We start from the raw sequence: 12,668 nt of genomic DNA on the forward strand, positions 1-12,668 counted from the left end.
TGAAGGCAAGCTGCGGAGCAGGGGAGATAGTAGGGCTGATTATTAGTTAATCTAATATGTTTATACCAAGGCAGTAAAGCATTGCTTCGTATGGTGTTATTTCTAGTACGTTAGCAGTGTCCATAATTTTGTCAATCCAAAAACTAACTACATCTCTAACAATCGTGTTAGCTAATCGCTTGTTAAAAACTTGGCCAGGATTTGATTGCCGCCAAAACCACTCTAGCCTTGAAGTTAAAGCTCCTCCTAATGTTAGTAATTGGCCTGGTATGACAATAATATCAAGTTCTGCAATAGTTCGCATAAGTTTTATACCATTCTGTGAAGGAGGTATAGCAAGGTTATGTGCTAAAAACAAAAAAGTTCCTGGAGGAATAATTTGCCAATTTGAGTTTTCTAATTCCTCACCAACAGTTGTCGTAACTATTATTCCTCCTCGTCTTAAACAAGTATCTGTAAATTTGCCTGCTTGAGAAGGTAGTACGGAAAGGTCAGCAAACTGTGCATAATTAGAGAAATTACCAGCGTCATATACTAAATCACAAACTGCAATACTCTTAAATTCTTCTCTTATAAAATACCTAAGCATATCACTACCCAGTTCACCAGCAGAACCAATTAGGGTTATATTAGTTTCTTTTAGCTTAGATAACTTTGTTCGTTCAATCGCTGCAATTATTCCTGTTGTGGTATATGAAGACTTGCCGCCACATCCACCATTTTTAGTACTAACGCCCAATACATGAGGAGTAAATTTTGCTAAGATATCTGAAAGATCAGCAAAACGTCCAAAATCAGGTGTTAGTTTAATTCTTCCATTTTCTTTATTAAGTACTTGTCCTATTAAATCAAATATTTTTGTAATTTTTATATAAAATTCAACATTTTTGCGATTATTTAGAATAGCAGCAATTTCTTGATTTCTAGGTTTAATAATGCAACGAGCACCACCAACTACGCTGTCTAAAAATTCTTTCGGTAATTGTTCTGCATAACTAGATAATAAATTACTTCTAATAGCAATATTAATTAACTGGTTTTTGATTTTACTCTCATACAACATTAACCTTTTGAGAAGCTCATCAAGTTGTAAAAGCTCTGCATCCCAATTCACTATTCTTGTACCACCATAGAAATAGTTGGCATCAGGTTGTTCATCACAAATGATATAAATGTCTGCATCATCATGAATAATCTCCATTACTTCTGTTTTTCTAGATAATTCTATATCAATCTTTTTCAATATCATATTTGATACTAGTAATTGTGGATCTAAATACGAGTACAGCATGACGTAAATAAAGCCTACCATTTCAACATCAACTTCAAGCTTGTTATAGATGGTATTTAAATTAAATACATCAGTGCTACTTTAATATTTTAAACACTTTAACCTTAATCGTAAAGTAGAGAAAATAACTTATATATTATCTGGCTTGAGAAATATTTTCACATTTTATATCAATTGGTATATATCATATATATATACATAAGATTTAGTTCCTCTTTTAAAAAAGTAACTAAATATAAATAGATTGTAAATTATTTTAGTAAAACTATCAGCTTTCAAGTGAAACCTGTTTGTTACTTTATAGCATTAAGTATTAATTTAAGTAATGTCAGGATACGGGCTGTCATATTCATTTAAAATATTCTTTGCCTGTTCTAAAGCTTGCTTATATACATAAATTGAACCATTACACCATGCTTTTTTGTAGGCATTTGTTGCGGCAGATATTGCTTCTTTTATATTACCTTGTCCTTTTTTAATTTTTGCTAAAATTAAGCAGGCATCCGCTTGTATCAGCCTGTAATCATCATTTGATATTACTTCATAAATAATATTTTGAGCTTCATTATATTTTCGTTCAAATAGATAAATCTCTGCTTGCGTGTTTAAATTTAATAGGTACCTTTCAACATGATTTACCTCAGCAGCTATTGAACTTAATAGTTCTGTTGTATTCTTAATATGCGCTATTTCATCAATCATATTATCTGTATTATGAAAAGAATTTATCATTGCTAATTTCTCTTTAATTCTTACTTGTAATGCTTCTTCTTGGGCACCTCGTATTATCATCAGATGGTCAAGCATCTTCAAACACAAAACTTCCCAAAAATAGTGTTTTCCATTATTGAATATCATTATTGAATCTTTTATTCTTTCTTCCCCTTCTCTTAACTCACCTAATAGATAAAGCTCATATGCAAGATAATATTGACCTTTAGCGGCATGAATAAGATAATGTGATTCTTTGCGGACCTTAACATGATTTTCACTTAATGAAAGAGCCTTTCTTATTTGCCCAGAAAGTAAGTAGCCTCTCACCAAAGAAGCCATAGTAATTGCTTTTTTATCACACTCAAGATTTGGATTTTTATCTAGTAATGCTGGATACTTATCAATTCCTTGAGGAAATAATTTTTCTAATAATTCTATTCGTAATGAATTATATTTTTGTTCAAAAGTAATTATATTTAAACGCCCAATAAATATTTCATAAGCGTCGTTATAGTATCCATTAACAATTAAAATATTATATTAAATAATCTTGTTGCTATTTCAATCTGCTGTTCAGTCGTTTGTTGTCCCCATCCAGCATCAATAATGAGTTGATGGATACGATAAGAATATGTATTTTCCATCTCATTGTCTTCATCTTCGGATATTCGATTAATTAAACCACGAGCTTGTAAGTCTTGTAAAGAAATAGATAATTCCTGTTCATTAAATCCCCTTTCCGACATTAAAGTCGAAAGTACATTGTAACGACATGGACAATAAAAAGCAGATATAGTTAATAATACTTCCCTGGAGAGATGACCTAATTTTTTATTTAAAAGATTAGATATCCAGGCAGAAATATCTCGTAATTTTCCAAGCTGATTATTTTTGTTATAAGTCCACCATATTTGAAAATTTCCTCCACTTCTTACATCTTGCTTTACTTCGCCTGCCAATGCACGTATAAATAAAGGATGATAGTCAAATTTTCTGATTAATGATAATAAATTATCTTTTATAATTCCTTTCGGAATATTAAGACCAACTCCTTGCCACAATTCAAGAGCTTCATCACTACTTAACTGACTTAATCTATGTTTATAAACTCTCTCGTGAGCTTCTCCATTATTTCTCAATAAAGTTTTTGGGATACAAGTTGTAGTAATTAAAATTTTTGAATTAGGTGTATCTAGTTCTCTAAATTTTTTTAAAAATCCTTCTATAGGGGCATCAACCGTATGTTTATCTATAGCTATACTCTTTGATTCCTCATTTACTAAAGCGTGTTCTAAACCATCCAAGACAATTAAAAAAGGTTCTATTTTTAAAGCTTCTAATAATATTAATGTTCTTGCATCCGTACTTAAATAACTAATTTCCTGTTCTCCCTTACCAACAAAATTAACTAATGTTTCTTTGAGAAATGTCTCAAAATCTTCTTTTTGATAAATGCTCCACCACATTATTCTTCGCCAAATTCTGTTGGAGATGGCATTAAACCATTTCCAAGCCAGCAATGATTTTCCCATACCACTACTAGTTACTATAATGTATAAACTGGCTTTGTACTCTTCTGATTTAGTATCTACAACCCATCTGTTTAGACTAGACAAAGGCTCTTTTCTACCTATCAAATCATCCAGGTCATATCTTTCAACATGATGAGGTAGATATTTAAACTTTTCTGCTAAATTAGTTTCACGGAGATAATGATGTATACTGATGGCTATTTGACTGCGCAATTCTGCTGGTGAGTTAAAGTGCCGAACTACTCTGTCTTTTTTTATTAATTTTTTAAGTTCTTCTAATTCTTTACTTTTATCTCCTAAATCAATCATGTTAATTGTTACTAGATGTTGCTCATCCATGCAAAAAATTAAGCGCGGAATATCTCGCTTGTAAGCATGCAGATATTCCTGATGCGTAATTGAGATATTATCACCTTCAGGTATTGAGCCGTATCGATAGCCAAAAATACCAATATATATATCTGCCTCATCTACCATCTGCAATGACACTTCCAATGCGGTCATATTAATGGCTGGAAGCGTTTCCATTACTAAAGGAAATACTTTTTCTTGCAAGCAGGCGAGAATTGCCTGCTGACGATGATCTTTCAAATCTATAAAAGTACTGCTGATCATTGCTTTGATGAACTTAGCCATTATCTTAATCTTCAAGAGAAATACGGCAAAAGTGAATAGTAAGCTTCTATTTACTGGAAATACATTATTGCCTACCAAGGCTTATATTTATGTTTGCATATTAAATTTTGAAATCATAAAAATTTAATGAATTATAAATATTGTGTAATTTGTTAGTATTTAAATCTCAATTCTTTGATCACAACATCACTATGTAATCGTAATCCCAAAATAATTTTTATCTTATAAAGGCAATCAACGAGTAAATTAACAAAATTAAATATGGAATAGCAAGAATAAAAGGAATATATTTTTCAACTAGAGTCTGCTCCACATACACTTTGTATTCTTTATCCTTTTTTAAAATTTCCCATTCTCTTTCATAAATAGGAAAAGGCATATCCTTTTCTATTTCAGTAATAACTTTGAACTTTGCAGAATTAAGTAGCTTATATGAGCCAATATTACTATGCCAAATCCAACATAAAATTAGTCCAAGCAACCCCATTAAAAATAACATAGTATATTGTAAATTTGTATTTTGCAATTTAGCCAATATATCTTTATTTCCAAATATAGAAAGAATAGCAAGTAGTCCAGATAATAAAGATATATAAAAGCTATTAATTTGAATTCTCCTGGCACTAATCCTATCTGCCATTTCTACATAAAGCTTATATTGTTCTAAAAGATGATTTTGGTAGTTTTCACCGTAACTTTGTTTATTCATTTTACCTACTTAGTACTTGTCACGAAACAACCTTGCCTTTTTTAGTTAGAAATGCTTTCTAGTAAGTTTTGTAGATAGCTAATTGTAAAAGTTTTTTTGACAGGATCTTAATTGATTTAATAGCTTGATAATAATAGGACTCATATTTAATTTTTGAAAAAATAAGTACATTTCTACTCGCCTTGTTCACTGTTACCGATTTTATCACTAGACAAGTATGTTCAGTAATCAAACCGATTCTTAAATATTCAACTGTAAACATGGAAATTCCAGAAATTAGGCTGTTATGTTTACAATTTCACTTTTTGAAGACTGTAACCCTTGATATATAGAGAATGCTTTCTTTGGAAAAGTAAAGCCGTAAAAGCTTATCATTTCATGTATTAGCTAGTTATATAAATAATATTTATTATTTATACTAGCACCAATTGCAGCTTAAAAGTAAGAGATGTGATGGTCTTTAACCTGCTAATTGATACTGACTAAAATTTCAGCGTTGAAGCTGCCGATTCTAAATCCTCATCCAACACCTCTAAATACTGGACTTTAGACTAAAAAAGAGCGATCGCGTTTGTAGTAGCTGTGCAAAAAAAGAAAGGAATGCTTGTAATCATAAGCACCCTAGTAACGGAAGATAAAGAATTCGCTATTTAATTGTTAAAAAACGTACTAGTAATTCACGTAAAGCCGAGCAGAAACCTGCTTGATTTCTAATTTTTTTAATTTTTATTTTTGCTTCTGCTCAAATCACCTTCCCTGAGTCATTTTATGCTTTTTAGTCTAAATTCCAGATTTTAAGCACTTCGCATTTGATTTACCAATGGAATAAGGTTATACCAATTCGTAATTTGTTAATTATGAGGCGTCAGATTTTCTAGCGGTATGCAAAGGAAGCGGTGACAGTTCGTAGTCTAGACCTTGCTTTGAATCATATTCAAATGATGTCAACATTTTTGAGAAATTTTCATCCTGCAATATCAAATTGTAATTATTGATTTTACTTGTTTGCGATCACAGTATTATTTTTATCATGTTCAAGTTCTCTCATTAGAGAATCAAAACCACTGGTATTGTTTCCGCTTTGGGCAAATAAAGACCGAATTTTATTGATTATCCCACTCATGCTATTGGAGAAAAAGCGACCGAGATTATTAATAAAGTTTTTCAGTTTTTCAAAAATCGTCACATCTACAGTAGAATACTTATTAACAATTGGATATACAATTTTTCCTTTTTCTGTTTGATAGTATTCTTGTTCAGGCATCAACATCGATGTCAGTGGTTGCACCTGTTTTGCCATATCCGCTTCGGTTCGTTTATTGCTGAGGAATAAAACATCATAAATTTTTCCATTCCAGCTAGCCCAATAATGGTTTTGGAAGAACCATCGTTTACCATCATCACAATTGGGCTTTTTCCCTTGGTATGGGGTTACTCCAGCTTCACTCAAAAAAGGTTTGGCGATACTTTCAATTGTTATTTTCTCAATACCAAAATATTCTTCTGCAACTTTTTTAAAAGCACGGGCTAATGTCTGACAATCTCCTTCTGGAGAGCCTTTTAATAGAGTTTCTGGACTCTTGCTCACCATTGTGTATTGAAATTGGATATTTACAAAGTTTTTGAAAAGTTGTTCCAGGATTTTATCTTGTGGCAATGTGTCATCTATACCATTGACTAGTGTTTTCGCTAGCGAATATTCTTGTAAAAATTTTTGTTTTTTATCTGCTGAGTTATTTACTACTAATATTTCTTCAGACTTTGCTTGTTCGTTCTGATTAGCTGGTATCGTCTGCTGTGCATCCTGGTTTTGCAGAGGAGATCGATTAATTTGGTTGACTACAGAAGTAGCGACACTATCCGCCTCTTGCTCATATCGATCTCCTGATTGACCAATAGTCAGTTTTGGCTGTATTTCTCTTCTTGACGCGCTATCAGCACGTTTTATCGCCATTTTGCTCAGGTTATGACCAAACTGCGAAGAGTGTTCCTTACCTTGCTGCAACGACTCATTCATCTTTGTTTGCAAAACAGTGAGTCGCTCCTGTCCCTCTGGCGTGATAGTGCCATGCTTGGCTTGTATTTGGAGTTTCGTTGCCTCAAACTGATATTGTTGAAATTTCTGATTTTCTACCTTTGCCTGTACTATAGGCTTGTTGGAGCTAAGTTGAGAGTGGGTAGTTAATAAATGTGATTGCAACTGACTTTGCTTTGGCGAATAAGCGGATGAGTCAGCTTTTTTGTGGATTTGTAGCCGTTCTTTCATCGCTAGTTTTAAAAGTCAATAGTGGGTAATCTATATATTATGTCACTTACTTAAATATCCCCGACTTCTTAAAGAAGTCGGGGATCTGCGGATTGCAATAATTTCTACTGGCTTAAGAACGCCGTACATTTAAGCAACACCATTCTTTGCGTTTCCACAGGGTAGCGACAACCCAACCATTTTCTTCTAAAGCGTCAGCAACAGCTTTAGATTGTTCTAGTAAAATACCACTGAAGATCGCCCAAGTTTCAGGTTTAGCGATCGCACTCATTTCTGGAACCAATTCAATAATTACATGAGCCAAAATATTGCAGACAATACCATCCACTGGGCTTTCAATTAGTTTTTTCAAAACGTCTACACTTCCCTGTGCAGGTAGTAAACGTTCTGAGCTAATATTATTCAGCGTACCATTACTGATAGTTGATTGCACCGCCAAAGGGTCAGTATCCACTGCATAGACTTTCTCAGCACCCAATAACAGCGCCCCAATAGAAAGGATACCAGAACCACAGCCAATATCCGCAATTACCAGATGTTCATGTTTGCCACTATTACCCACAAAGGACTGCGAAACTCCACTTAGCCGCATTTCCAGCGATTCCAAACATAGCTGAGTGGTGGCATGGTTGCCCGTACCAAATGCTACACCAGGATCGAGGCGAATTACTAATCGTTCCGTTGTTTCTGGTAATGGTAGCCAAGCTGGGTTAATTAGGAAGCGATCGCCTATTTCCTGCGGATGCCAATATTGTTTCCAGCTAGTCGCCCAATCTTCCTCGTCAATTAACTGCCATTGCAAAGAAGGAGATGGAACTCCTACACAGATAGCATCTTGACGCAGCCACAGCGACAGAGCTGCCAAATCTAGTAGCTGCGTTTGAATTGTCGGCAGATAAGCCCTTACTAAAGATGAATTTCCTTTATTTTCACTAGCTGTACCACGACAACCAAAATCTTCCAGTCGCCAGAAGATCGATTCTTCTAGGTCTGGCTCACATAAAATATTCAGTTCCCACCAGGTGTTTGCCATTTTTCAGAATTCAGGAGTCAGAATTCAGGAGTCAGGAGGAATTATTTATTCTGACTCCTGGCTCCTGACTTCTGACTTCTAAAGTGTTACTGTATATGCGTCTCGGATACCAGGGACTTTTATAATCTCATCCAAAATGCCCTCTGGTAAAGGGTCATCTATACTCAGAGCCATGACGGCATCACCACGGACGATTTTACGACCTACTTGCATACTGGCAATATTCACATTAAAACTGCCGAGTAGGGAACCAAGTTTGCCGATAATCCCCGGCATATCGCGGTGCAGGGTAAACAACATATATTTGCTGGGTGGGACGTTAATCGGGAAACCGTCAACGTCGGTGAGGTGGATTTCCCGCTCACCCAACAAAGCACCTGTTACAGAATGAGTACCTAAAGTACCCGTGGCTTCTAGATGCAGTGTGCCGGCATAGTCTCGAATGGAAGCATCGCGGGTTTCAATTACCCGAATTCCGCGTTCTTTGGCTTCTATGCTGGCATTTACGTAATTTACTCGTTCCCGCAAAGCTTGGTAAAGTAGTCCTTTGAGGGCAGCGACGATTAAAGGTTGACTTTTGTTGGTCGCGAGTTCCCCTTGCAGTCGAATATTGAGTACTTCTACCCGTCCGCCAGCTAGCTGTCCTACCAGATTACCGAGAGTTTCTGCTAGTTGCATGTAGGGTTTGAGTTCTTCCAACACATCGGGGCCGAGTCCGGGAATGTTGACGGCGGAACGTGCTGGTAGTCCTAAAAGGACATCGCGAATTTGTTCGGCAACATCAATGGCCACATTCACTTGAGCTTCTGTAGTAGAGGCTCCCAAGTGGGGAGTGAGGATAACTTCTTTACCTAGCGATCGCAATTCCGATTCACCCAGTGGTTCTGACTCGAACACATCCAAAGCTGCACCGCCGATTTTACCCGCTTTCAGAGCTGCTGCTAAAGCTACTTCATCAATGATCCCACCACGAGCGCAGTTGATAATCCGGGCTGTGGGTTTCATCTTTGCCAAGGTTGTGGCATTGATTAAGTGGGTGGTTTCTGGGGTTTTTGGAATGTGGAGGGTGATATAGTCTGCTTGCTGGAAGAGTAAATCTAGCTCCACTAACTGACAGCCAATTTGTTCGGCTCGTTCGGTAGAAATAAATGGGTCATAAGCTAGGAGTTTCATCCCCATTGTCTTAGCTACCGCAGCAACATGGGAGCCAATTTTACCCAAACCGACAACGCCGAGAGTTTTTTTGTAGACTTCCGCGCCAACAAAACTATTGCGATCCCACGCACCGCGTTTCACCGAGGCGTTAGCATCGGGGATGTGGCGAGACAAAGCCAAAATCATTGCTAGCGCGTGTTCGGCAGCGGCAATTGTATTTCCCTCTGGAGAATTGACTACCACGATTCCCCGGCGTGTGGCAGCGGGAACATCCACATTATCCACACCCACACCCGCACGACCGATGATTTTTAGCTGGGTGCCGGCATCAATGATTTCTTGAGTTACACGCGTACCAGAGCGAATCATTAGCGCGTCATACTCACCAATAATTGCGATCAGTTCCGCTGGTTTTAGACCTAGTTTGACATCAACGGTTGCAACTTGCGAAAGAATGTCAATTCCAGCTTGGTCAATCGAATCAGAGACAAGAACCTTAGACATGATTACTTCATTTAAAGCTACAGGTTTTGCTGCACAAGACTTTTTAGTTTAGTCTTTATCTGTCGCAATTCAGCAAAAATTATTCGTTTGAATATCGACTTAACCTTAACTTACACTATCTGGTGGTGGTATCAAAGCATTAGTTGCTTCTGGTGGATACTACCTCCTAAGTATTTGAAGGTGAGTGGCTATTTACATCATCCTGTCGCTAAATATAAAGCATGAATAGCACTAAGCACCGATATATTTATTAATAGTTAAGAGTTACCAAAATTTTATCGGCTGAAGCAACTTTCTGAGTGGGGTAAAAAATACCTGGATTCTTGACTGGGCTGCAACTTTAGATCGGGCAATGCTATAGATAACCACGAAACGAGCGAGTAACTATTATATCTATCAAATCTTGGCTATTTCTAGATACCACAAGTGGTATCCCTTAGTCAAAGCAAAATATTGCAACTTTTATCCCGAACAGGCGTTTCAATTCACCAACCGATTGGCTTTTGATTTGTTCGTATCGCATATTACCATTAGCTTTCTGGTAAAACCTCCATTTTACCATAAAATATTTGTGCAATAATCTAAGGAAGTCGTGAAAGCTTTCTGAGAAGTTTGATGTTCTCTTGAAGATGAATAAAGCTCAATTAACTAAAAATAGTTACTTCCAAAAGATTGAAGGCAAACAGAATCGTATCTATCTTTAGAAAAGATAACCTTTATTTTTTATTCCTAAAGATTAAAGTTAATCAGGGCAAATTGTAGATAAAAAATATATTAATAGTCTTGTATGATTTTTTCAGTAAGGTTAGCCCTAAAAAACAACAATAAATAAAAGAACAAATGCCTAGACTTGTAGGACAACGCTCTAATACTGGAGCGAATATCACCAGCTTAATCATTCTGCTGGCAATATTTGGGGTACTTTCCGAATACTTTGGTGTGATTGATATAGTTCCCGGCTTTGGACGAGAAGGACAATATTTTCAACTGAAATTTCGGACTACTAACGAACAAATAATTCAACAACCAAATCAATAAAAAGACCAGGGATATATAATGCTTAAAGGTACTGATATTCTCGATAAAGTGGTCGTCACCTACGACACAGGTAAGAAAATTGTCCGAATCATCGATTTAATTGTCGATCGGGAACGCAATCAACTTTTGGGTTTTCTAGTTGCAGAGAAGGGACTATTTCGAGACGCAAAAGTGATTCCTTTACAAGAGGTACAAGCCATCGGGTCAGATGCGATCGTAGTTAAGTCGAAAAAATCTGTTGTGAAGGCACATCGTGTCCCTGTAATTAAAGAGATTCTGCACCAGAATATCGTCCTGAAAAAAAAGAAAATTCTAACTACAGAGGGACTTTATCTGGGTGGATTGGTCGATTTGTTCTTTGATGAGCATAGTGGACTGGTGGAAGGATATGAAGTTTCTGGCGGTGTATTTGCCGATGCTTATTCGGGGCGATCGTTTGTTCCTGCTAGCGAAACACTGAAAATTGGTGATGATGTTGCTTTTGTACCTCCAGAAATTGCTCAATTGATGGAAGAACAGGTTGGTGGTATCCGAGGAGCCGTTCAGGCAACTGGAGATAAATTGCAGGACTCGGCCCAGACTACTAACCGCAGACTGCAAACAGCAGCTCAAACTGTGAATGAGCAACTACAAAGCTCGGTAGAGAAAGTGAACCGCGGGCTACAGTCAGCAAGCCAGAATGCAGGTGAGCAATTGCAAGCTGCAACTGATGCTACTAGCAGCAAACTACAAGACTTCAATCGAGATGCAACTGCTTCTGTGACTAACAATTTGGTCGATCCTGCCGAACAAAAAGTATATGTGATTGGCAAGCGTCTCGAGCGGGATGTGCTGACTCCAGATGGGAATGTACTGCTACTAAAGGGTCAAGAAGTCACCCTACTCAATGCAGAAGCAGCCGATCGCCTGGGCATCCTTGATGAACTCTATCGAGCCACGGGTGGCAGTCTGACTGCCAACATCAGCCGCAATTTACAAGCAGCAACAGCATCTGTTGGCAATCGAATTGGCAGCGTAACTCAGAGCAGCGCTGCTAGTCTGCGTCACTCAGTTGATTCCTTGGCAGCAAATGTAGCGATCCAGCAGGCAAGAGGGCGTAGAGTCCTGCGAACAGTGCGTACTGACGATGGCTTAATTATTGCGGCATCTGGGCAGATTGTGACAGAATCCCTTGTCGATCGCGCTCAGATTTACGGTAAAGAAGCAGAATTGCTCAACGCTGTCGGTCTGAATCTGGCAACCGCAGTCCGTTCTACTGCAAGTGACAGATGGTTAGAAAACAAAGTTCAACTGGACGATCGAGTAAGCATCGCTCAAGAGAATCTCAACACTTTCTGGCAAGCCTTGAAAGCGAAGGCAGAAAAGTTACAAGGACGCAGCAGACAGGCAATGAAAAATCAACGGATTGAACAAGCATTGGGTCGTCCAGTTACCCGTGTCATTCTTGACCCAGAAGACAACGTGATATTGAATGTAGGTGAATTGATTACACATCGCGCCGTCAGCCAAGCTGAAACAAGTGGAGTTCTGAATATCTTACTAAGTTCAGTCTATAGCAAGGAGCCACAAATCTCTGACAAAGAGTTACGTGCTTCAGAACATGGAACAGCAGCCTTAGTGCATCATGGTAATGGGCGATCGCAACTTGAATCCAAATCGTTCTTGTGACTTTGGCCATAAAATAATCAAAAAGGTCAAGATATTTATTTATCGTCTGCAAGTAAATTAGGTAGAGAACTTCCAACAAATAAATTACCCAATCTTGTGGGGTGGGCGACACGAGCGCCCTT

At 37.3% G+C, this 12,668-nt stretch carries 9 protein-coding genes; 2 read left to right on the forward strand and 7 right to left on the reverse strand.

Annotated features, from left to right (window positions below):
* Positions 1-46: 46 nt before the first annotated feature.
* The 7 genes from RMX69_RS19355 to serA all read right to left on the reverse strand — a co-directional run bounded on the left by RMX69_RS19355 (position 47) and on the right by serA (position 9,840).
* Positions 47-1,243 (reverse strand): hypothetical protein, encoded by a 1,197-nt coding sequence (locus tag RMX69_RS19355; protein ID WP_322638423.1) that lies wholly within the window; start codon positions 1,241-1,243, stop codon positions 47-49.
* A 366-nt stretch (positions 1,244-1,609) separates the two neighbouring features.
* Positions 1,610-2,344 carry a hypothetical protein gene (locus tag RMX69_RS19360; protein WP_322638424.1) on the reverse strand — a complete coding sequence of 245 codons (735 nt, stop codon included), beginning with the start codon at positions 2,342-2,344 and terminating at the stop codon, positions 1,610-1,612.
* 188 nt (positions 2,345-2,532) lie between these two features.
* Complete coding sequence (locus RMX69_RS19365) at positions 2,533-4,173, reverse strand: DUF4062 domain-containing protein (protein ID WP_322638425.1); 1,641 nt, start codon at positions 4,171-4,173, stop codon at positions 2,533-2,535.
* Positions 4,174-4,390: 217 nt separating this feature from the next.
* Positions 4,391-4,882 carry a hypothetical protein gene (locus RMX69_RS19370; protein WP_322638426.1) on the reverse strand — a complete coding sequence of 164 codons (492 nt, stop codon included), beginning with the start codon at positions 4,880-4,882 and terminating at the stop codon, positions 4,391-4,393.
* Between the two features lie 997 nt (positions 4,883-5,879).
* Positions 5,880-7,148, reverse strand: coding sequence for a hypothetical protein (locus tag RMX69_RS19375; RefSeq protein ID WP_322638427.1), 1,269 nt, complete (start codon positions 7,146-7,148; stop codon positions 5,880-5,882).
* A 112-nt stretch (positions 7,149-7,260) separates the two neighbouring features.
* Positions 7,261-8,181, reverse strand: coding sequence for a 50S ribosomal protein L11 methyltransferase (prmA, locus tag RMX69_RS19380; protein ID WP_322638428.1), 921 nt, complete (start codon positions 8,179-8,181; stop codon positions 7,261-7,263).
* A gap of 78 nt (positions 8,182-8,259) precedes the next feature.
* On the reverse strand, positions 8,260-9,840 hold the full coding sequence (serA, locus tag RMX69_RS19385; RefSeq protein WP_322638429.1) for a phosphoglycerate dehydrogenase: 1,581 nt from the start codon (positions 9,838-9,840) through the stop codon (positions 8,260-8,262).
* Between the two features lie 840 nt (positions 9,841-10,680).
* Between serA and RMX69_RS19390 the strand changes: the two genes are divergently transcribed.
* Together RMX69_RS19390 and RMX69_RS19395 are read left to right on the forward strand one after the other, a co-directional pair.
* Positions 10,681-10,878 (forward strand): hypothetical protein, encoded by a 198-nt coding sequence (locus RMX69_RS19390; protein WP_289797966.1) that lies wholly within the window; start codon positions 10,681-10,683, stop codon positions 10,876-10,878.
* A gap of 18 nt (positions 10,879-10,896) precedes the next feature.
* Positions 10,897-12,546, forward strand: coding sequence for a PRC-barrel domain-containing protein (locus RMX69_RS19395; protein WP_322638430.1), 1,650 nt, complete (start codon positions 10,897-10,899; stop codon positions 12,544-12,546).
* The last annotated feature ends 122 nt before the right edge of the window (positions 12,547-12,668 follow it).

Origin of the sequence: Nostoc sp. EspVER01 (assembly GCF_034530635.1) — a bacterium.
GTDB lineage: Bacteria > Cyanobacteriota > Cyanobacteriia > Cyanobacteriales > Nostocaceae > Nostoc.